This window comes from Neisseria sp. P0009.S007 (genome assembly GCF_051962515.1).
Genome location: NZ_JBQCVF010000025.1, coordinates 1 through 22,356 on the forward strand (window position 1 = coordinate 1; position 22,356 = coordinate 22,356).

Consider the following 22,356-nt stretch of genomic DNA (forward strand, 5'->3'; position numbering starts at 1 on the left):
TTGATGCGTGGCCGTCTGAACAGCTTGGGCTACGATTACGGCGATTTTGAAGCGCACGGGCATTTGTGGGATATGGCGTATAAAACTGCTTACGATCCCTTATTGCGCATGGCTTTGGTGCCGCGGGTGTTGGAAGCGCGCGGTTTGGATGTCACGCCGGGTATTCGTGCAAAAGTGGCACAGCGCGGCGATGTGGAAACCTGCGATGTGTTGGATATTATTTATCGCGATGAAGTGGGGCATGTCGCCATCGGCAATCATTGGTATCAGCATCTTTGCCGTGAGCGCGGTCTGGAACCGGTTGCACTGTTCCGCAGCCTGATTGCGCGTTACGATATGTTTATCTTCCGCGGCTACGTCAATATCGAAGCACGGGAACGCGCAGGATTCAGCCGTTTTGAGCTGGATATGTTGGAAGATTTTGAGAAAAGTTTGAAACAGGATAAAAAGGCCGTCTGAAACGGTAAAATCATTATGGCACATCATCACGATCATTCGCACGCGCACACGCATACCGCTAATAAGCAGGTATTGCGTATTTCCTTTTTCGTCATTGCCGGATTTATGCTGGTTGAGGCGGTCGGCGGTTGGCTGACCAACTCTTTGGCCCTGCTTTCCGATGCGGGGCATATGTTCAGCGATGCGTTTTCGCTGGGCGTGGCATTGTGGGCATTCAAACTTGGCGAGAAACAGACCACGCTGCAAAAGACATTCGGTTACAAGCGTTTTGAAATTTTGACGGCGATGTTTAACGGATTATCGCTGGTGTTGATTGCGGCGATGATTTTTTATGAAGCAGTCAAACGATTGTTTTATCCGCCGGAAATTTTGACGGGTGGCATGTTGGTGGTTAGTATCATCGGATTGCTGGTCAACATCGGTGTCGCCGTTTATATGTTGAAGAATAGCGATACCGAAGAAAACGTCAATATGCGCGGCGCGTATCTGCACGTAATCAGCGATTTGTTCGGCTCGATAGGGGCGATTGTCGCAGCGGTACTGATGATGGCGTATGGCTGGCAATGGGCGGATACGGTTGCCAGCGTATTGGTGGCGGCTTTGGTAGGGTGCAGCGGCTGGAAGCTGTTTAAACAGACTTTGCACATTTTGATGGAAGGCGCGCCGGAAAACATCCATACCGATGAGTTGCTCAGCGTTATCCGCAATATGGAGGGCGTAAAATCCGTTCACGACTTGCATGTTTGGACGATTACCAGCAATATCCACGTTTTATCCTGCCATATTGTCGTAGATGGCAACATGACGGTTGCAGAGTCCGAACAAATCGCCTACCGCATCGAACATGAATTGGCGCATCATAACATCGGGCATTGTACGATTCAGATTGAAAGCGAACAGCATCCGCATAAAGATGAAGTTTTGTGTTCGCAGGAAATGCACGAACACCATCACCATTAACCATATTCAGGCCGTCTGAAACTTGTTGGATTGTTCAGACGGCCTTCTAAAATCATCAAAGGAATACTTATGACCCAAGCCGTATTATTCGACCTTGACGGCACGCTTGCCGATACCGCACTTGATTTGGGTGGTGCGCTCAACACGGTATTGCGCCGACACGGTTTGCCAGAAAAAAGCATGGATGAAATCCGTCCGCAGGCCAGCCACGGTGCGAGCGGTTTGCTCAAACTTGGTGCAGGCATTACGCCCGACCATCCGGACTATATGCAATGGCGTAAAGAGTTTTTGGATGAATACAGCCGCTGTTATGCCGATCAAACCATTTTGTTCGACGGCGTAAACGAAATGTTGGAAGCCTTAGTTCAACGCGGTATCCAATGGGGCATTATTACCAACAAGCCCATGCGTTTTACCGATGTCCTCGTGCCTAAGCTCGGGTTTGCCGCGCCTCCCGCCGTCATTGTCAGCGGCGATACCTGCGATGAACCCAAGCCCAGCGTGAAGCCTATGTTTTATGCGTGCGAACAGATTGGCGTTGAGGCGCAGCGATGTTTTTATGTCGGCGATGCCGAGCGCGATATGCAGGCAGGCAAAAATGCAGGAATGATAACCGTGCTTGCCGATTGGGGTTATATTTCTGCCGAAGACCAAACCGAAAACTGGTTCGCCGATTTCCGTATTGCCACACCTTTGGATTTGTTGGCAATCTTGCGTTAAAACCCTGTAATAATCCGTTTTCAGACGGCCTGAAACGGCGTAAAATTACACAAATTTGTATTTTTTCAACCGTTTTACACTTGTAAAGAGAAAAATCATGTTCTTCAAGCATATCGAAGCAGCTCCTGCTGATCCGATTTTAGGTTTGGGCGAAGCGTTTAAAGCCGAAACCCGTCCCGAAAAAGTCAATCTCGGTATCGGCGTGTACAAAGACGCATCCGGCGCAACGCCTATTGTCAAAGCCGTCAAAGAGGCTGAAAAACGCCTGTTGGAAAGCGAGACAACTAAAAATTACCTGACCATCGACGGCGTTGCCGATTACAACGAGCAAACCCAAATCCTGTTATTTGGTAAAGACCACGAAATCATTGCCAGCCGTCGCGCCAAAACAGCGCAAAGCCTTGGCGGTACAGGTGCATTGCGCATTGCGGCCGAATTTGTCAAACGCCAGTTGAACGCGCAAACCATCTGGATTTCCAATCCGACTTGGCCTAACCACAACGCCATCGCCAAAGCGGTCGGTATCCAAGACAAACCGTATCGTTACTATGATGCCGCCAAACACGGTTTGGATTGGGATGGCATGATTGAAGACTTGAGCCAAGCGCAAAAAGGCGACATCGTCCTGCTGCACGGCTGCTGCCACAACCCTACCGGCATCGACCCTACGCCCGAACAATGGGAAACTTTGGCAAAACTTTCTGCCGAAAAAGGCTGGTTGCCACTGTTTGACTTTGCCTACCAAGGCTTCGGCAATGGCTTGGAAGAAGATGCCTACGGCTTGCGCGTGTTCTTGAAACACAATACAGAATTGCTGATTGCCAGTTCTTATTCCAAAAACTTCGGTATGTACAACGAGCGCGTCGGCGCGTTCACTTTGGTGGCCGAAGATGAAGAAACTGCAGCCCGCGCCCACAGCCAAGTCAAAACCATCATCCGTACCTTGTATTCCAACCCAGCTTCACACGGTGCGAACACCATTGCGCTGGTGTTGAAAAATGATGATTTGAAAGCACAATGGATTGCCGAACTTGATGAAATGCGCGGCCGCATCAAAGCCATGCGCCAAAAATTTGTTGAGTTGCTCAAGGCCAAAGGTGCAACCCAAGACTTTGATTTCATTATCGAACAAAACGGTATGTTCTCTTTCAGCGGCTTGACTCCCGAACAAGTTGACCGTTTGAAAAACGAGTTTGCCATTTATGCCGTCCGTTCCGGCCGCATTAATGTTGCAGGCATTACCGATGACAATATCGACTACCTGTGCGAAAGTATTGTGAAAGTCTTGTAATTGTCGAATTAAAGGCAAAGGCCGTCTGAATCATTCAGACGGCCTTTATTTTTGACTGTGGAAACTTATCCGGCAACTATGTTCATTCCCCAATAAATCATGGCATAGCGCAGCAGTTTGCCTGCAATCAGAATGATGGCGCAATGCAAAGCATTAAGCCTGAGCCAGCCTGTGGCAAGGGGGAGGGCATCGCCGATAATCGGCAACCATGCAAATAATAGCGGCCAAATTCCCCATCTTTGTATACGCGCCAATACTTTTTCAGACGGCCTTTTCTTGGCCGGAAACATTCTGCCCATGTAATACGAAACCATACTGCCCAAGCCATTCGCCAAACCGGCACACAAACATGCGCCGAGGGCATGTTGCGGATATTGGTACACAAATGCGGCGTATGCCGCCTCGGATGTACCCGGAAGTAGTGTGGCTGAAGTGAAGGCAGAAGCAATCAGGGCAAGGTAAGCGTAAAGAGGTGGCATGTTTTGAGTTACATCAAGTGATATTGTAAAAAAGAAATAATAGGCTTAGTAAGAGGATTATGCCTTTATTTTTTAATCTAATAAAAGATAAATCCAATATTATTGAAATTTTTAAAATTAAACGTCTGAAGGATAATGTAGTCGGCTGTTAGAAAATAGTTTTCAAAGTGACGGATTATCAGTATGATACGGGCGGCTGTTAATGGGTGTTAAGTTTAATGAACTGATTTAAGCTCATTTTTCCAGCAAATCTTAACAAAACGAAAGGCAAATCATGTCTGCGCATTCACAACAAAATCATACTCCTGCGCTGGTTGTCCTAACCACACTCTTTTTCATGATGGGTTTCATTACCTGCATGAATGATATTTTGATTCCGCATTTGAAAGATATTTTCGACCTAACTTATGTTCAGGCGATGCTGATTCAATTCTGTTTCTTTACCGCTTATGCGATTATGTCGATCCCGATGGGCTATTTGGTCGGCAAAATCGGCTATAAAAACGGCGTGATTAGCGGCTTCGTATTGACTGCCATCGGCTGTCTACTCTTTTATCCTGCTGCTGGCAGTCATTCTTATGCAACTTTTTTGGGTGCATTGTTTATTTTGGCTTCAGGTGTAACACTGTTGCAAGTGGCGGGTAACCCTTATGTGACTTTGCTGTCCAAACCGGGTAAAGAATCTGCAACACTGACTTTGGTTCAGGCATTTAACTCTTTGGGTACGACCATTGCTCCGCAAATCGGCGCATTCCTGATTTTGGCTGATGCGACACAAACTGTCAGCAAAGCCGAGCAAATTTCTTCTGTTCAAATTCCATATTTAGGTTTGGCCGGTCTGCTGATTATTTTGGCTGTATTCGTCAAAATGATTCGTCTGCCTGACGCAAACAAAATTGCTGAAGAAGAGAGCGAACACAACCATGATGGCAAACACAGCGTATGGCAATACCGTCATTTGGTTTTTGGTGCGGCCGGTATTTTCTGTTATGTCGGTGCGGAAGTATCCATCGGTTCTTTATTGGTCAGCGTGTTGGGCTATCTGAAAGGTTTGGACCACGCATCTGCCGCGAAATATTTGTCGTTCTACTGGGGCGGCGCGATGGTCGGCCGTTTCTTAGGCTCTGCCATCATGGCGAAAATTGCGCCTAACCGCTATTTGGCATTTAACGCTACTGCTGCTGTTGCCTTGTTGGGCGTTGCTATGTTGGCAGGTAAAGCCAGTGCGGATATTGCGATGTGGGCATTGTTGGCTATCGGCTTCTTCAACTCCATCATGTTCCCAACCATTTTCTCTTTGGCAACCAAAGGTCTGGGTCGATTTACCAGCAGCGCTTCCGGCGTATTGTGTACTGCGATTGTCGGCGGTGCGGTTGTGCCTGTGGTACAAGGTTGGGCTGCAGATACTTACGGCCTGATGATTTCTTTCGTTGTATCGGCGATTTGTTATGTATACATCGTCTTCTTTGCTATAAAAGGCTATAAAGCTGACGAATAATCCATCATGATAAAAGGCCGTCTGAAACCTTATGGGATTTCAGACGGCCTTTTTACTTTGTGGCATAATGATTTAAATGACAGGAGGAAAAAATGGCCAAAATCATTTTGCTGCATGGCTTGCACATGCATTCATGGGTAATGAAACCGCTGGCGTATTTGCTGGAACAAGAAGGTTTTGAAGTTGCGCTGTTCGATTATTACAGTGTTTTGCATTCGATGAACCGACATGTTGAAGATTTGGCGCGATGGATTGATGAGAACCATGCTGATGAAACACTGCACTTTGTCGGCCATAGTTTGGGCGGGTTGGTCTTACGCAATTTTGCGGCTGCATATCCGAATAAAGTCAGCGGCCGTATCGTTACTATGGGTACGCCGCACCAAGGCAGCCGGGCTGCGCAACGTGTGCTCAATTTGGGTTTGCAAAAGCCGGTATTGGGCGGCTCGTATAAAGGCGCTTTGGACGGCAGTATGCCTGAATTGCCAGAATGCGTTGAGTTGGGCAGTATCGCCGGCAATAAACCGTATGGGCTGGGCCGTGTTTTAGGTTTGCATGGTGAACATGATGGTACGGTTTTGGTCAGCGAAACGCATTGTCCGAATATGCGTGATCATGTCGTTTTGCCTGTCAGCCATAGCGGTATGTTGTTTAACCGTAAAACGGTCGAGCAAGTGGTGGCATTTTTGCATGATGGACGTTTTAAAAAGCAATAAAATTTCATTTATTCTAATTTAAAAGTATTTAATGTTAATAATTTAATATATTTTAAAGAAAGTGTCGCAGTTTTACTGGAGCTGTTTTTATAAAATAACAGGCAGGCCGTCTGAGAATCGGGTTTCAGACGGCCTGTTATGCTAAAATCTGTTAAGTACTTATTTAAAAGGCAAAGAACAATGTTTGCTTTCAAATCCTTACTTAATATGCCGCGCTTTGAGGCCATTGCGGTGGCCTTAGCTTTGGTGGCAGCAATGGGTTATACGATTATTTCGCTTGAATGGCTGCCGCATATGTCGATTGTGACGGCGATCGTGGTCTTGCTTTTGTACGGTTTGATGCGTGGCTTGAAATATCAAGACATGCAAAACGGTATGATCGGCGCGGTCGGGCAGGGCATGGGCGCGATTTATCTGTTTTTCTTTATCGGCCTGATGGTCAGCGCGCTGATGATGAGTGGTGCGATTCCGACGCTGATGTATTACGGTTTCGGATTGATTTCGCCGACTTATTTTTATTTCTCGGCGTTTGCGCTTTGCTCGGTCATCGGTATTTCCATCGGCAGTAGTTTGACGACTTGTGCAACTGTCGGCGTGGCATTTATGGGTATGGCGGCTGCGTTTCATGCCGATATGGCGATGACGGCAGGTGCGATTGTGTCGGGTGCGTTCTTTGGCGATAAAATGTCGCCGCTTTCCGATACGACCGGTATTTCCGCTTCGATTGTCGGCATTGATTTGTTCGAACACATCAAAAACATGATGTACACCACTGTGCCTGCGTGGTTGATCAGTGCAGCATTGATGTTGTGGCTCTTGCCTAATGTTGCCGCGCATGATATGAACAGCGTCGAAGCTTTCCGCGCGCAATTGGAAGCAACCGGTTTGGTGCATGCCTATTCGCTGATTCCGTTTGCCTTGCTGGTTGTCCTCGCCCTGATGCGCGTCAATGCCATTGTGGCCATGTTGTTTACCGTTGTGGTGGCGCTGATTGTGACTTACTTCCATAGTACGCCTGATTTGAAACAGCTGGGCGCGTGGTTTTACGGCGGATACAAACTCGAAGGCGAAGCATTTAAAGACATTGCCCGTTTGATTTCTCGCGGCGGCTTGGAAAGCATGTTCTTTACGCAAACTATTGTGATACTCGGCATGAGCTTGGGCGGCCTGTTGTTTAGCATCGGTGTGATTCCGTCTTTGTTGGAGGCCATTCGTGCGTTCCTGACCAATGCCGGACGCGCTACTTTCAGCGTGGCCATGACATCGGTTGGTGTTAACTTCCTGATTGGCGAGCAATATTTGAGTATTCTGCTTTCCGGCGAAACCTTTAAGCCGGTTTATGACAAGCTTGGTCTGCATTCGCGCAACCTTGCCCGTACGCTTGAAGATGCGGGTACTGTCATCAACCCGTTGGTGCCTTGGAGCGTCTGCGGCGTATTTATCAGCCATGCCTTGGGTGTGCCCGTTTGGGAATATCTGCCTTACGCCTTCTTCTGCTACTTGAGCTTGGCTCTGACGCTGGTGTTTGGCTGGACAGGACTGACTTTGAGTAAGAAGTAAACAGCATTTAAAATAGCAATGCTTTTATAAAACAAGGCCGTCTGAAAACAACTTCAGACGGCCTTGTTTACTTAAAGTAGCCGTATCAACATGATTTCACTATAATTGCTGCGCCAATAAAAAAATAATCCAAACAATGAACAAACAAATCCGCCAAGAAATTTTCGAGCGTTTCCGCGCTGCCAATCCTCATCCGACTACCGAGTTGAATTTCAGCTCGCCATTTGAGCTGCTTATCGCCGTTTTATTGTCTGCACAAGCAACTGATGTCGGCGTGAACAAAGCGACTGCCAAACTCTTTCCCGTTGCCAATACGCCGCAAGCTATGTTGGATTTGGGGCTGGACGGCGTGATGGAATACACCAAAACCATAGGCCTCTACAAAACCAAGTCCAAACACATCATGCAGACTTGCCGTATTTTGCTGGAGAAATATAACGGTGAAGTACCTGCCGACCGAGAGGCTTTGGAATCTTTGCCCGGTGTTGGCCGTAAAACAGCCAATGTGGTGTTGAATACTGCATTCGGGCAACCTGTTATGGCGGTCGATACCCATATTTTCCGTGTGGCCAACCGCACCAAAATCGCGCCGGGCAAGGATGTGCGTGAAGTTGAAGACAAGCTGATGCGCTTTATTCCCAAAGAATTTTTGATGGATGCCCATCACTGGTTGATTTTGCATGGCCGCTATACGTGTAAGGCTTTGAAACCGCAATGCAGCAAATGTTTGATTAACGATTTGTGCGAATATCCGGCAAAAATGTAAATAAAAAAACATAAAAAAGGCCGTCTGAATTTCAGACGGCCTTTGATTTGGCTACGATTAGTCGGCAACTGCCATCAGGCTGGCGTTACCACCGGCAGCGGTAGTATTGATACTGCAAGAGATTTCTTCAAATACTTGCAGGATATCCAGACCTTGTTCAGAAGGCAGGATGCGGATGAGCGCACCGTCGCGGCCGGCCAACTCTTGTTTGCGCTCGCTGCTCAAAGGCTCGATAGCGGCAACATGGCTGATGCCTGCGTTTTCGGGTTTGCTGTTGACTTGCAACAAACCGTCCAAATCGGCTGAGTAGGAAGCCAGTGGGCTGTTTGGCTCAACAACGGTTTGGATGCCTGCGGCTGCCAGCTCGGTCAGGGCAGAGAAGGCTTGCAGCAGATTGCCGCCATGTACCCAAACACGTTCTGGAGAGCGCCAGCTCAATGAGTTGCGTTCGCCGGTCGGGCCGACCAATACGGTTTCGGCTTTGCGCAGGGTACGGACGCGTGCGTGACCCAAAGCTGCGGCTGCGGCTTTTTTCTCTTCTGCGTTAAACGGCAGTTTGTGAACCAGGGTTTCCAAACGTTTGAGCGCGTCTTCGTCTGCTTGGCCGATTCGGCTGAGGGTTGGGGCAACCCATTCAGGAGTACGAACCAGGCGTTGCAGATAGAATGAACCGCCTGCTTTTGGACCGGTACCGGACAAGCCGTGACCGCCGAAAGGTTGTACGCCGACAACAGCACCAACGATGTTGCGGTTAACGTAGATGTTACCAGCTTCGATGCGGTCGCGGATATGGTCAACAGTGCCTTCGATACGGCTGTGTACACCGCTGGTCAGAGCATAGCCTTTGGCGTTGATTTGGTCAATGAGTTGATCCAATTCGCTGGCGCGGTAGCGGACAACGTGCAGTACAGGACCGAACACTTCGCGTTGCAACTCGTTCAGGTTATTCAATTCAAACAGGATTGGACGAACGAAGGTAGAGTTGTTGTCATCAACGTCGGCGGCAGTTTTGATTTCGTGGTAAGCCTTTGCTACGCCTTTCATTTTGTTGATGTGGGCCAACAGGTTTTGTTGGGCTTCAGCATCGATGACAGGGCCAATGTCTGTGGTCAGTTGGGTCGGTTTGCCGACAACCAATTCGTCCATTGCACCTTTGATGATGTTGACCATTTTATCGGCAACATCTTCTTGAACACACAAGATACGCAGGGCGGAACAACGTTGGCCCGCGCTGTCGAAGGCAGAATTCAATACGTCGAGGCAGACTTGTTCCGGCAGGGCGGTAGAGTCCACGATCATCGCGTTTTGACCGCCGGTCTCGGCAATCAGGACAGGGCTGTCGTCGCGTTTGGACAGGGCTTTGTTGATCAGGCGCGCTACTTCGGTAGAACCGGTAAAGATCACGCCGCCGATGCGGGCATCGCCGGTCAGGGCAGAGCCGACATCGCCTGCGCCAAGTACGAGTTGCAGTGCAGAAGTCGGAATACCGGCTTGATGCATCAGGGAAACGGCGTAAGTAGCAATCAGGCTGGTTTGTTCGGCAGGTTTGGCAATAACGGTGTTACCGGCTGCCAATGCAGAAACCACTTCGCCGGTAAAGATGGCCAATGGGAAGTTCCATGGACTGATGGCAACGATTGCGCCGACGGCTTTGGCATCTTTAGGCAGGGTGTTCTCAGCTTCGTTGGCATAGTAGCGGCAGAAGTCAACGGCTTCGCGTACTTCGGCAACGGCGTTGTTCAGGGTTTTACCGGCTTCGCGGACGGCCAGCATCATCAATGCAGGCGTGTGTTGTTCCAACAAATCGGCAAAACGGCGCAGGCAGTTGGCGCGTTCTGAAGCAGGTTTGGCGCTCCACTCAGGCAGGGCGGCAACGGCTGCACCAATAGCTTCTTGAGCCAATGCCGCATCGGCAAAGCTGACAGTGCCGACAACATCGTTGTGGTCTGCAGGGTTGCGGACGGGTTGCGCTTCGCCCACGTTACGCGCTTCGCCATTAACGATAGACGCGGCGTGGAAGTCTTCGGAAGAAGCTTGGTTGAGTTTTTCTTGCAGGTTTTGCAATACGTTTTCGTTGCTGAAATCGACGCCTTGGGAGTTCAGACGGCCTTTGCCATACAAATCGCGCGGCAGAGGCAATGCCGGATGCAGGTGGATGCCTTGTTCGGCGATGGTGTCGAACGGGCTCTTAATCAGGCGGTCGATGCTGATGTTTTCGTCAACGATTTGGTTCACGAAAGAAGAGTTCGCCCCGTTTTCCAACAGACGGCGTACCAAGTAGGCAAGCAGGGTTTCGTGTGTGCCGACCGGGGCATACACGCGTACGCGACGGCCTAAGTTTTGCGGGCCGACCACTTGGTCGTACAGGGTTTCGCCCATGCCGTGCAGACATTGGTGTTCAAAGTCTTTGCCTTTACCCATTTGGTAGATTGCGCCCAAAGTGTAGGCGTTGTGGGTGGCAAATTGTGGGAACACGGCATCTTGCGCATCCAAGAGTTTGCGTGCGCAGGCGAGATAGGAGATGTCGGTATGGACTTTACGGGTGTAAGTCGGATAGCCTTCCATGCCGTCTACTTGAGCCCATTTCACTTCGCTGTCCCAGTATGCACCTTTAACCAAACGGATCATCAGTTTTTGGTTGTTGCGGCGTGCCAGGTCGATCAGATAGTCGATAACGAACGGGCAACGTTTTTGGTAGGCTTGAACAACGAAACCGATACCTTTGTAGCCGGCCAAGTCAGGATCGGAAACCAAAGCTTCCATCAAGTCCAAAGACAATTCGAGACGGTTGGCTTCTTCGGCATCGATGTTGATACCGATATCGTATTTTTTACCCAAAAGGAACAATTCTTTCAGGCGTGGCAACAATTCGCTCATAACGCGTTCGTGTTGGGCGCGTGAATAGCGTGGGTGGATGGCGGAAAGTTTAACGGAGATACCGTTGCCTTCGTAAACGCCTTGGCCTGCGGCATCTTTACCGATGGCGTGAATGGCTTGAACGTAGTCGTTGTAGTAGCGGTTGGCATCTTCTTCGGTGTATGCGGCTTCACCCAACATATCAAAAGAGAAGCGGTAACCCATTTTCTCGCGCTCTTTACCGTTTTGCAGCGCTTCTTCAATGGTTTGGCCGGTTACGAACTGTTTGCCCAACAGGCGCATGGCGTAGTTCACACCTTGACGGATCAGAGGTGCGCCACCTTTGCTGATCAGACGGCTTAATGCGGAACTCATCTGTTTGTCGTTTGTCGCGGTCAGTTTGCCGGTAATCAGCAGACCCCATGCAGCCGCGTTAACGAAGAGGGAAGGGCTATTGTTCAAGTGGCTTTTCCAGTTGCCTTCAGAGATTTTGTCGGCAATCAGGCGGTCACGGGTTGCATTATCCGGAATACGCAGCAGGGCTTCGGCCAGACACATCAGTGCAACACCTTCTTCACTGGAGAGAGAGAACTCGTGCATCAAGGCATCTACGCCGCTTGCTTTGGTGCGGCTGGAGCGGACTTGAGTAACCAAACGACGGGCAAGCTCGGAGGCGGCATTGCGTTCTTCGTCGGTCATCTGTGCACGTTGCAACATATCCTGAACGGCCTCGATTTCATCGCGGCGGTAGGCATCAGTTACAGCTTGACGCAGAGGAGTTTGTGTTGGAAAAGCGAAGTTAAACATTATTTATGTTCTCCAAAGGTTTTTTCATGGTTTCAGACGGCCTGAATTAAGACTGCTAAAACAAGCATTCTGAAGGATAGTAATATCGTAATAAAATTATGATGCGGATACAAGATGCATCCGCATAAATTGCTGTTTTTTCTGATAAGGCTCAGATTATTTTGAAACAGTTTATGTCGTAAAGACGGCCTGCACGGAATCATGCAGGCCGTCTGAAAACGTCTTATTTAGAGGCGCGGTATTCTGCGTCTGCTTTTTCGAAACGTTCTTGCAATTCGCGTGAAGGTTTTTTGTCGATCAGGGACACCAAAACAATCACGAGTGTGCAAATGATAAAGCCGGGGACGATTTCATAGACAGTAGCGAAACCTGTTTCTTGTGCGGCCAAAGCAGGTTTTTTGATCCACTCAGCCCAAACTACTACAGTCAGTGCACCTGCAATCATGCCGGAGAGTGCGCCGTAGGCAGTAATGCGTTTCCACAGTACAGACAGGATAACGACCGGGCCGAATGCGGCACCAAAGCCAGCCCATGCGTAAGCTACCAAGCCTAATACTTTGCTTTCAGGATCAGAAGCAATCAGGATGGAAATCACGGCAATCGCCAATACCATCAGACGGCCAATCCATACCAATTCAGCTTGTTGTGCTTTTTTACGCAGGAAGCCTTTATAGAAGTCTTCGGTAATCGCGCTGGAGCAAACCAACAATTGGCAAGACAGGGTAGACATTACGGCGGCGAGAATCGCGCTCAAGATGATACCGGCAATCCAAGGGTTGAAGAGCAGGGTAGCCAAAGCGATGAAGATACGTTCGTGGTTGCCGTTCATTTCATCAACGTGGGCAGGGTTGGCGCCGAAGTAAGCGATACCGAAGTAGCCGACAGCCACGGCACCGGCCATACACAGAACCATCCAGGTCATACCGATACGGCGTGCAGAAACCAGAGATTTAGCGCTTTCAGCAGCCATGAAACGGGCCAAAATGTGTGGTTGGCCGAAATAGCCCAAGCCCCAAGCGGCGGTAGAGATAATGCCGATGAAAGTAGTACCGGCAAACAGGCTGCCGTATTCTTTACCGGTAGAAGCGGCAACTTGTTGGATGGCAGCGTTCATTTGATCAGCACCGCCCAAACCCAAGTACACCATGACAGGAGTCAGTACCAATGCAAAAATCATCAAAGAAGCTTGCAGGGTATCGGTCCAGCTTACTGCCAAGAAACCGCCCAAGAAAGTGTAGGCGATGGTCGCGCCGGCACCCAGCCACATGGCTTGAGTGTAAGACATACCGTGGAACAGGCTTTGGAACAGGGTAGCACCGGCTACGATGCCTGAAGCACAGTAAATAGTGAAGAAGAACAAGATAATCAGTGCGGAAACCACTTTCATCAAGTGACCGCCGGCACCGAAGCGGTGGAAGAAGTAATCAGGAAGCGTCAGTGCGTTGTTGGCGTATTCGGTATGCACGCGCAAACGGCCTGCAACCAAGAGCCAGTTGAGGTATGCACCCACAATCAGACCAATGGCAATCCAAGCTTCATTCAAACCGCTCAGGTAAATGGCACCTGGCAAACCCATCAAAAGCCAACCTGACATATCGGAAGCACCGGCAGACATCGCGGTCACGAACGGACCTAAGCTGCGGCCGCCGAGAATGTAGTCGTCGAAGTTTCGTGTTGAAAAATAGGCGGCGAGGCCGATCAGTAATACGGCGACCAAATAGATCGCGAAAGTGATATACATGGGATTCATGTACTTATTCCTCATCTAACTTTTAAAACGGGTTTGAAATTGCAAGCAATTCATACCCAAACTTTTTTCTAATAAAAATACAGCTTAAAAATCCTGTTTTTTGCGAGAGAGACAGGATAAATTATTTTCAAATACAATAAAATACGAAATTTTAATGCATTAAATTGTAAATAATTTAAACCAGCATACCGTAAAAAGTCGCTTTTGCAAAGCGAAGAACTCAGCCTTTATTCGAAATTGATGCCGCCTTTTGGCTAAGTCATTTAAAAACATAAAAATATATAAATTTTTACCGATGATGACGAAGGAAAGTGTGTGAAACTATCTTTCCTGATGTTTTTTGGGGATTAAAGAGAAAAAGTAATTAAACGACTTGGACTTTCAGACGGCCTTGTGCAGAAACCCCGTATCTGTGTCGGGCAAATACGGGATTTTTAGAAAAAAAGACTACATTAAATAGAAAAATCGTCTTTTAGTAAGTGTTTGTAAGCAAAGAGATAAGAGGCTGCGACAAAGGATGACCCGCCCAGGACGTTGCCTAAGAAAACGGGAATCATATTGTAGAAAAATTGACCCCAGCTGACGTTTGCGCCCGCCCAAATGCCGGCCGGAATGATGAACATATTGGCAACAAAGTGTTGAAAGCCGATTAATACGAAGATCATAACAGGGAACCACATGGCTAAGATTCGTCCTGAAGTATGGCGTGCGCCGAAGTAAAACCAGATGCCCATACACACCATCCAGTTACATGCGATGGCAGAAACGAATGCGCGGCCGAAGTCCATATTGACTTTAGCTTCGGCAATGGCAATGGTTTTCGCTGCGGCCGGTCCTTCGGCAAGGCCAACGTAGTGGCCGAGGAAATAGGCCATGGCAACGGCGCCTGCCAGATTGCCCAAGCTGACAATGAGCCAGTTGCGTACCAGTTTGTAGGTGCTGACACGGCCGGTTAATCTGCCCAAAGCCATAATCATCATATTGCCTGTTGCCAACTCGCCGCCGCCGATTAAGATACAAATCAGTGCGATAGGGAACACGGATGCGCCCAACAGGGCGGCCAGACCGTTCCATTCGGCAGGAATGCCGCTGATGACGCGCAGGCAGGCAAGATAACCGAAGCCGACATAACCGCCGCCCAAGAAACTCAAAATCACCAACATCTTGATGCTGAATTCAGATTTGGCGCAACTTTTGCCGATGGCGTCCTGCAAAATTTCATGAGGGAACAGGTCTCGTGTGTCCATGAAGTTTCCTTAAGGTTAATATAAGAATAAAAATATCTTTCTTTATCATGCGGATGGCGAGTTTGCCTGAGAATATGGCAAACAGGAAATAACGGCTGATTGTAAGGATAGAAGCGTAGGTTATATATTGGCAGCCGATGTGTGAAAGGCCGTCTGAAAGCAATACTTTCAGACGGCCTTTAGATGGGGGAATGGGAATTATAAGCGCGTTACGCTTAAAACGCCTTTGATGTCGCCCAAGCTGGCTAATACGCGCGGCAGGTCGTTGACTTGGCGGACTTCAAGGGTAAAGCGCATACTGGCTTCCAAATCGCGCGATTGGGTTTGCACCGCGGTAACGTTGAGTTTATGACGCGCCAGCGCATCCGAAACGTCGCGCAGCAAACCGGAGCGGTCTTGAGCGCGGATTTCGACATCGACGGCAAATACTTGTCCTTCTTGCAAGGCTGCCCAGCTTGCATTCAACACTTTTTCCGGAGCCTGCTCGGCGAGGTGGCGGAAAGAAGGGCAGGTGCAGCGATGGACGGAAATACCGCGGTCGCGTGTAACGAAACCGATAATGTCGTCAGGAGGCGCGGGTTTGCAGCATTTGGCAAGCGTGGTCATCAGGCCGTCTTCGCCGTCAATCAGAATGCCGTTTTTGCCGCCTTTTTTGATTTTGGACTGTTTGACGATATTTGTCTCGTCAACCGGTACCGGAGCCGGTTCGATCAAAGCGCCGCAGGCCTTGCTGATGGCGCGGTTGGAAATTTCGCCCTGGCCGATGGCCGTATAGAGTTCGTCGGTTTTTTTGAAGCCGAGTTTTTCCGCCAATGCTTGCAGATTGGGTTTGGGGAAGATTTTTGACAACTGTTTGTCCAGTTGGGCCCGGCCTGTTTCGCGCACGGTATCCGCATTTTGCTGGCGGATGAAGGCACGGATTTTGCTAATGGCGCGGTTGGATTTGACCCAGCCTTCATAGAGCCAGTTGACGGAAGGATTGCCTTCTTTTGCAGTAATGATTTCAACACGTTGTCCGTTTTCCAAAGGTGTGGACAGCGGCACGATTTGTCCTTCGACTTTTGCACCGCGGCAACGGTCGCCCACGCTGCTGTGCAGGGCGTAGGCAAAGTCGATGGGGGTCGCGCCCGTAGGCAGGGAAAGGACTTTGCCGTGCGGGGTCAAAACGTAAATCGTGTCGTTGAAAAGTTCGGTTTTGAAGGCGGCGGCGAGGTCTTCCTTGCCGCTTTCGGCCATGTTTTCACGCCAGTCCAAGAGTTGGCGCAACCAGGCGATTTTCTGTTCGTAGGCGGAATCGCCCTTGCCGCCTTCTTTATAACGCCAGTGGGCGGCGACACCGAATTCGTTGAATTGGTGCATGTCGAAGGTGCGGATTTGGACTTCCACACCTTTGTCTTCCGGGCCGACGATGACAGTGTGCAAACTTTTATAGCCGTTGCCTTTTGGGTTGGCGATATAGTCGTCGAACTCGCCCGGAATCGGCTGCCAGAGGCTGTGGACAATGCCCAAGGTGGTGTAACACTCGGGAATGGTGTCCACCAAAATCCGTACGGCACGGATGTCGAACAGGCCGTCGAAAGTGAGCTTTTTCTTCACCATTTTTTTGTAAATGGAGTAGATGTGCTTCGGTCTTCCGGCAACTTCAAAATGAATATTGTATTTTTTCAGTTCCGTACGCAGGATATTGAGGAAGTTTTCGATGTATTCGAGGCGCTCGGTGCGTTTTTCGTCCAAAAGTAGGGCGATTTCGCGGTATTTTTCCGGCTCTTGATGACGGAAGCCCAAGTCTTCGAGCTGCCATTTGAGTTGCCACACGCCCAGGCGGTTGGCGAGCGGGGCAAAAATGTCGAGGGTTTCTTTGGCAACGGCGCGCTTTTCAGGATTGTCAGGAACGTTGCTTAAAAATTGCAGGGTGCGCGTACGCATCGCCAGTTTGATCAGGACGACGCGGATGTCGGTAACCATCGCCAACAGCATTTTACGCATGGTTTCGGCCTGTTGGCTGCGTTCTTCCGGCGTGGCAAGGCTATCCACGCGGGCGAATTGGGTCAGTTTCTGCACTTCGTCCACACCTTTGACCAGCTCGCAAACGGTGCTGTTGCAGCGTTCGGTAACCAATTCTTGCCAAGTGGGAACGTATTTGCCGATGTCGGACAAAATCGTAGCCGCCACGGCATCAGGCAAGAGGTCGAGTTCGCTGACGATTTGCATCGAGCCGAGAAAATGTTCCATTAATGGCTCGCCGTAAGTCGTTAGGGCATCGGCGGGGTAATGTTCTTTAGCTAAGTCAAAGGCCGTCTGAATCAGGTTTTTATCGGAATCGGGCAGCGCGGCAACATAGCCGTCGAACCAAGCGAGGAGGCCTTCCAGCGTTGCACTCGATGTTTGGGGCGTTTGGCGAATAGTGGTCATGGCGTGCGTTTTTTCTTTTTGATAAAAACGTTGCCATTGTAACAGTTTATTGCCGACAGCCCTAGATTTGTATGCGAATGTGGCACTATGTTTCAGGAAGCCTTGTTTCAGACGGCCTTGGGTGTTATGGTTAACCGTTTTGAAATTTTAAGGAGTATTTCGATGAAACTGTATATTTACGACCATTGCCCGTTTTGCGTTCGTGCAAGGATGATTTTCGGCTTGCGCGATGTGGCGGTGGAGGAAGTTGTCTTGGCTAACGATGACGAAACTACACCGATTGGCATGATTGGCTCAAAACAAGTGCCGATTCTGCAAAAAGAAGACGGTTCGTTTATGGGCGAGAGTTTGGATATTGTCCGTTACATCGATCAAGGCCGTCTGAAAGAAGAAGTTCGTCCAGAAGTACAGGCTTGGTTGGACAAAGTGGGTGAATACAATAACAAACTGGTACAGCCGCGCATGGTCAAAATTGGTTTGCCCGAATTTGAGACCGATGAAGCGAAAAAATACTTTATCGACAAAAAAGAGAAAAGTATCGGCAATTTCGAGACTAATCTGAATAAAACGGCACAATATCTGGAGCGTCTGCATCAAGACTTGGCAGAGCTGGAAGCGCTGGTGTGCGAAGGCGAAGGCTTGGGCGGTGAAATCAGTTTGGAAGATATCCTGACGTTCCCTATTTTGCGCAACCTGACCGTTGTGCGTGGTATCCAATGGCCGCAGAAATTGATGGATTATTTGTTGGCGATGAGCGAACGTTCCGGCGTGGCTTTGTATTTTGACCGCGCGTTGTGATGAATGTTTGAAACATAAAAAAGGCCGTCTGAAAGTTTTTTCAGACGGCCTTTGGGTTTAATAGGCAATCGTATCGGCAACCTGTGACAAACCGTTTTCCAACGATTCGAGCATGGCGGTATAGCCGTCGCCTTGTTGCGGCGTGATGGCGTTAAACGGTTTGCTGCGTCCGTCCGGCCATTGTGCATAACCGCTGATGGTGGTCTGCCCCTGATAGCTGCCTTGGAAGGCTTCGATATAGACTTTCAGGGTTTGGCTGCTTTGGCTACGTGAAGCAGGCACAAAGGTGCGATGCGGATTGAGGCGGTTGAGCTTGTTGCTGAGGTTTGCCGCCAATGCACCATCGAGCGGAGCCGCCCAAAGGTGGTTTTTCGCCAGATTCACATGATAGGCATCGGTTTGGTAAACGAGGCCGCCGTTGGCAAGCGGTTCGGCAAGGTTGACTTTGACCGCGATTTCGTTGCCTTGTGCAGCCGGACGGATGTACTGGCTGTCGGGTAGGACGAAATATTGTGTGCTTTGCGCAGTGCCGCAGGCGGCAAGCGTCAGGGCGGCGGCAATCGGGAAGAGGCGCATTATCGGCTTCCTTTCGGGATAGGGTCTTTGCTGCTGCTGTTAAAAATCAGCGCGTTGGGTTTTTCTTTCAAAGTATTAATCACGGGTTGAACGTCTTTTAAGGTTTTGTCCAAACTTTGCAGCGTATTTTGTACGTCGCCGTAGATAGGCGATTGAGGCGATACGCCTTGCAGGGTTTGACGCAACTCTTTCAGGGTTTGGTTCAACTCGTTCGGAATGTTTTGTGTCTGCGGTTTGCTGACCAGTTTGTCGATAGAGCTTAGGGCGGCATTGGCAGATTTGAGTGTGGACTTGAGTTCGGCAAGCGAACCGTTCAAGCCGGCAACGGTTTTATCCAATGGCAGATTGTTGAACTTATCTAACAAGTCGGCCACTTTTGCCTGCAAATCGTCCAAACCGCCGCCTTGGGTTGCGATAACGGTATCGCCTGCATAAACGGTATGCGGTCGCAGCTTAGGCGAGGCGGAAGGCTGATCGTTCAACTCAATCATTTTGCTGCCGGTCAGCAGGTTGTTACTGGAGATGGTGGCGGTCAGGCCTTTGTTTAGGGCCGTCTGAAATTGTTGTTTCCAATGTTCTTTACTTTGCTCGTCGGCATTGATTTCCAAACGGGAAGGCTCGATGCGGATACGCACGGGAATCCAACCGTTTTCAAATAAGTGCAGGCTGTCATTGCGGTCGAAATAAGGGACATCGGAAACCACGCCGACATTCAGGCCTTTGTATTCGACAGGCGAACCGGCAGTCAGGCCGCGTACGGATTGTTTGAAGAATGCAGTGTAATACAGCGAGCGGTCGTCAGGCAGATTGGCCACTTCGCTGCGGCTGTCATAAAGCGTGAAGCTGTCTTCGCTTTTGACGTTTTTGCTGTCGCTTGTTTTAGGCGAGTCAAAGGAAATCGCACCGGACAGCAGGGCAGGCAGAGGGGCGGAGTTAAGTTTGACACCGCTGCCTGTGGTTTCGATATTGATGCCACTTTCCAGCCAAAAACGGCTGGCGGAATTAATCAGTTTGTCGTTGGGGCTTTGGATGAAAATGGTGTAATGCACGCTTTGGTCGGACGGGTCGAAATGCGCGCTTTCTACTTGGCCGACCATAAAATTTTCATACAAAACCGGGCTGCTGACGTTGAGGATGCGGTCGTTTTTGCCGATCAAATTCAGGCGCAGGCCGCTTTGACCGATGGCGGCAATCGGTGGAATGTCTTGGACGACAAATACATCTTTGGTTTCTTGGCTTTTGCCTGGTGTGAATGCGATATATGAGCCGGAAAGTAAGGTTCCCAAGCCGGTAACGCCGCTTTGGTCGATACGTGGTTTGACCACCCAAAATTGGGTATCGCTGCGGATAAGGTCTTTGGCATCGGCGCTGAGCTGTGCAGTGACTTCCACGCCTTTTTGGTCGTCGCGCAATTTGATGCGGGTAACGTGTCCGACATCGACGTTCAACACTTTAATAATGGTGTTGTTGACTTCGATGCCTTCGGCACTGTCCATCAACAGCGTAACGACAGGGCCGCGGTTGCGGATGTCTTTAACCAAAAGCCAGCCGCCGGCAATCAGCGCAATCAGCGGAATCAGCCACACGATAGACGTGAAGACATTGGTTTTCTTGACACGCGCCGGGGCGTGATAATTGGGTGAAGAATCGTGTTTTTTCATTGTGTTAAGGTCTGCTCAGAATCAAGGCCGTCTGAAAGCTGCTGTTGCTTGTCCCAAATCAGACGGGGATCGAAATAATAGGCCGAAAGCATGGTCAAAATAACAACCAGGCAGAAGTAAATCGCCGCACCACCCGGCACGACGCGCGCCATATTGGTGTGGAACGAACTCATCAAAATAATAATCACAAAAATATCAATCATCGACCAGCGGCCGATGGATTCGGTGATCCGATACAAAACCGACATCTTTTCCGCGCTCATCACGGGTTTGAAGTATGCGGAATAAATCAAAACCGCCATCGCAATAATCTTCAAAACCGGCACCATAATACTGGCACTAAAGATAATCACGGCAATCAACCGATCGCCATCGTCCCACATATAAACAATGCCGTTGAAAATCGTGTTGATCTCCAAAGCCGTCGGATTGGACGAAATCATAATCGGCAGGATGTTGGCAGGGAAATACAGGATAAACGCCGCCATTAAAAACGCCAGCGAAATGCTCAGACTTTTCGGGCGGCGGCGGTATAAGTCTGCACCGCATACGCCGCAAGGTTGCTCGTTTTTATTGCGGAAATACAGGCAGCGGCTGCAACAGATTTTGTCTTCAGTGGCCGTCTGAACCGCATGGCCGCCGGTTAAACGGTGAATCTTATAATAAACCCAATGCTGCGGAATCGATACCGAAGTCCGAATCAGCATGACCGACAACGGAAACATCAGGTAAAACGCCGAGCCGAACTCTACTGTAGCAACGGACGAGAGCTTGATATACGCCACCAAAGTGGAAATGAAAAACACATCCACCATGATCCAATGACGTAACCGCACCAATACACGCGTCGCAAAGCGCAGCGCAGGGTAGGCCTTTTCGCGTATCAAAGCCGTATAAACATACAGGCAGAGCAGTAAAAACAGTAAAGGCGCGCCGAAGGTGAGGATAAACATCACTTCCGCCAGAAAACCATAATCCAGCGAAATCAAAAGCCGCATCATTTGCGGCAACGACAAAATCGATGTCACGCCGAACAAATCCACACGGATATACACCATATTGTAGGCGAAAGCCATCAGAATCAAGGTTGTCAGCGCATAGGCAATCGGCGCGATATACGGATTGTTTTCTACTTCCACAATTTCATGGTTGCATACCGGACAATGCGCTTCCTGTCCCTGACGCAGGCGCGGAATATCCATACGGCAGCCGCAATCCGGGCATTCCACCGTATGTGCAGGCAGCGTCGCATCAGGAAGATAAGACTTGTAGCGCCACCAACGATGGTAGGCAGGAATCCGTTTCATGGTTCGGCAGGGGATAAAGAAGGTGCAAAGAGTGTCGCATTATAAAGGAAAACAGAAGGATAGCTCAAATTTAGGTCGATATTTGATTGAATGGCAGCTGCTTAATAAGGTTTGGGCCGTCTGAAAAGTTTGAAAAGGGTTTAGAAGGTTATTGCTATGGGCTGTTAAATTTTATTAATAGGTCTTAGTTTGGTTTATTGTTATTATATTAAAAATAAGATATATTCTCATTAATTAAAAACACGATGAGTCTTGTAGATCTGTGGAAGGTACGCGGTCAACGAATCTGAAGCAGGTTAAAAATTATCTTCTTTGTTTTTAAAACGATTCTTTTTAAATTAGACGGTATTTTTAACTATAAAGGCCGTCTGAAACCATTAGTCTCTTAATTCAAAGGAAACATCATGAGTGAAACACAAGAGCTGACTTTCGCCAAACGCTTGAAAGAGCAAACCACGACAACGCACGACAGCGTTGATAACTTGGTTATGTC

17 protein-coding genes and 1 pseudogene are annotated in these 22,356 nt (G+C 49.2%); 10 read left to right on the forward strand and 8 right to left on the reverse strand.

What is annotated here, in order from left to right:
* From ACTHS3_RS04220 to ACTHS3_RS04235, 4 genes are all read left to right on the forward strand, one after another.
* The coding region (locus tag ACTHS3_RS04220) for a ferritin-like domain-containing protein (RefSeq protein WP_440367229.1) at positions 1 to 459 on the forward strand (459 nt) is incomplete at its 5' end.
* Between the two features lie 15 nt (positions 460 to 474).
* Positions 475 to 1,419, forward strand: coding sequence for a cation diffusion facilitator family transporter (locus tag ACTHS3_RS04225; protein WP_004520644.1), 945 nt, complete (start codon positions 475 to 477; stop codon positions 1,417 to 1,419).
* A gap of 69 nt (positions 1,420 to 1,488) precedes the next feature.
* Positions 1,489 to 2,139, forward strand: a complete 651-nt coding sequence (locus ACTHS3_RS04230; RefSeq protein ID WP_004520645.1) for an HAD family hydrolase — start codon at positions 1,489 to 1,491, stop codon at positions 2,137 to 2,139.
* A 97-nt stretch (positions 2,140 to 2,236) separates the two neighbouring features.
* Entirely contained in the window at positions 2,237 to 3,430 is a 1,194-nt protein-coding gene (locus ACTHS3_RS04235; RefSeq protein ID WP_004520646.1) for an amino acid aminotransferase, read from the forward strand.
* 65 nt (positions 3,431 to 3,495) lie between these two features.
* On the opposite strand, the gene ACTHS3_RS04240 is transcribed toward ACTHS3_RS04235, so the two are convergent.
* Entirely contained in the window at positions 3,496 to 3,909 is a 414-nt protein-coding gene (locus ACTHS3_RS04240; protein WP_004520647.1) for a YqaA family protein, read from the reverse strand.
* A 274-nt stretch (positions 3,910 to 4,183) separates the two neighbouring features.
* Here ACTHS3_RS04240 and ACTHS3_RS04245 point away from each other — a divergent pair, with 274 nt between their 5' ends.
* The 4 genes from ACTHS3_RS04245 (at position 4,184) to nth (ending at position 8,449) form a co-directional block, all read left to right on the forward strand.
* The gene (locus ACTHS3_RS04245) at positions 4,184 to 5,407 is read left to right on the forward strand and encodes a sugar MFS transporter (RefSeq protein WP_004520648.1); all 1,224 of its coding nucleotides are present in this window, start codon (positions 4,184 to 4,186) and stop codon (positions 5,405 to 5,407) included.
* Between the two features lie 92 nt (positions 5,408 to 5,499).
* The gene (locus ACTHS3_RS04250) at positions 5,500 to 6,123 is read left to right on the forward strand and encodes an alpha/beta fold hydrolase (protein WP_004520649.1); all 624 of its coding nucleotides are present in this window, start codon (positions 5,500 to 5,502) and stop codon (positions 6,121 to 6,123) included.
* A gap of 180 nt (positions 6,124 to 6,303) precedes the next feature.
* Positions 6,304 to 7,683 carry a Na+/H+ antiporter NhaC gene (nhaC, locus tag ACTHS3_RS04255; protein ID WP_039862424.1) on the forward strand — a complete coding sequence of 460 codons (1,380 nt, stop codon included), beginning with the start codon at positions 6,304 to 6,306 and terminating at the stop codon, positions 7,681 to 7,683.
* Positions 7,684 to 7,819: 136 nt separating this feature from the next.
* Entirely contained in the window at positions 7,820 to 8,449 is a 630-nt protein-coding gene (gene nth / locus ACTHS3_RS04260; RefSeq protein WP_049323145.1) for an endonuclease III, read from the forward strand.
* Positions 8,450 to 8,506: 57 nt separating this feature from the next.
* Here the strand turns inward: nth and putA are convergent, their stop codons facing one another.
* The 4 genes from putA to ACTHS3_RS04280 all read right to left on the reverse strand — a co-directional run bounded on the left by putA (position 8,507) and on the right by ACTHS3_RS04280 (position 17,521).
* The gene (gene putA / locus ACTHS3_RS04265; protein ID WP_049344640.1) at positions 8,507 to 12,112 is read right to left on the reverse strand and encodes a bifunctional proline dehydrogenase/L-glutamate gamma-semialdehyde dehydrogenase PutA; all 3,606 of its coding nucleotides are present in this window, start codon (positions 12,110 to 12,112) and stop codon (positions 8,507 to 8,509) included.
* Between the two features lie 223 nt (positions 12,113 to 12,335).
* Entirely contained in the window at positions 12,336 to 13,862 is a 1,527-nt protein-coding gene (putP, locus tag ACTHS3_RS04270) for a sodium/proline symporter PutP (protein ID WP_049336262.1), read from the reverse strand.
* Between the two features lie 452 nt (positions 13,863 to 14,314).
* Positions 14,315 to 15,109 carry a formate/nitrite transporter family protein gene (locus ACTHS3_RS04275; protein ID WP_004520655.1) on the reverse strand — a complete coding sequence of 265 codons (795 nt, stop codon included), beginning with the start codon at positions 15,107 to 15,109 and terminating at the stop codon, positions 14,315 to 14,317.
* Between the two features lie 198 nt (positions 15,110 to 15,307).
* Positions 15,308 to 17,521, reverse strand: a complete 2,214-nt coding sequence (locus ACTHS3_RS04280) for a RelA/SpoT family protein (RefSeq protein ID WP_070624816.1) — start codon at positions 17,519 to 17,521, stop codon at positions 15,308 to 15,310.
* An 87-nt stretch (positions 17,522 to 17,608) separates the two neighbouring features.
* Here ACTHS3_RS04280 and ACTHS3_RS04285 point away from each other — a divergent pair, with 87 nt between their 5' ends.
* Entirely contained in the window at positions 17,609 to 18,319 is a 711-nt protein-coding gene (locus tag ACTHS3_RS04285) for a GrxB family glutaredoxin (protein WP_004520658.1), read from the forward strand.
* 57 nt (positions 18,320 to 18,376) lie between these two features.
* On the opposite strand, the gene ACTHS3_RS04290 is transcribed toward ACTHS3_RS04285, so the two are convergent.
* The 3 genes from ACTHS3_RS04290 to ACTHS3_RS04300 are packed head-to-tail and all read right to left on the reverse strand — an operon-like array spanning position 18,377 to position 21,863.
* Positions 18,377 to 18,895 (reverse strand): PqiC family protein, encoded by a 519-nt coding sequence (locus ACTHS3_RS04290; protein WP_004520659.1) that lies wholly within the window; start codon positions 18,893 to 18,895, stop codon positions 18,377 to 18,379.
* On the reverse strand, positions 18,895 to 20,556 hold the full coding sequence (gene pqiB / locus ACTHS3_RS04295; protein ID WP_049344638.1) for an intermembrane transport protein PqiB: 1,662 nt from the start codon (positions 20,554 to 20,556) through the stop codon (positions 18,895 to 18,897). Before pqiB ends, ACTHS3_RS04290 begins: the two co-directional genes overlap by 1 nt.
* A complete protein-coding gene (locus ACTHS3_RS04300; protein WP_083307445.1) occupies positions 20,553 to 21,863 on the reverse strand; it encodes a paraquat-inducible protein A in 1,311 nt (436 codons plus the stop codon). The genes pqiB and ACTHS3_RS04300 overlap by 4 nt, the downstream gene beginning before the upstream one ends.
* Before the next feature lie 404 nt (positions 21,864 to 22,267).
* Here ACTHS3_RS04300 and ACTHS3_RS04305 point away from each other — a divergent pair.
* Positions 22,268 to 22,356 (forward strand): annotated as a pseudogene (locus tag ACTHS3_RS04305) (biliverdin-producing heme oxygenase); the annotation flags it as partial.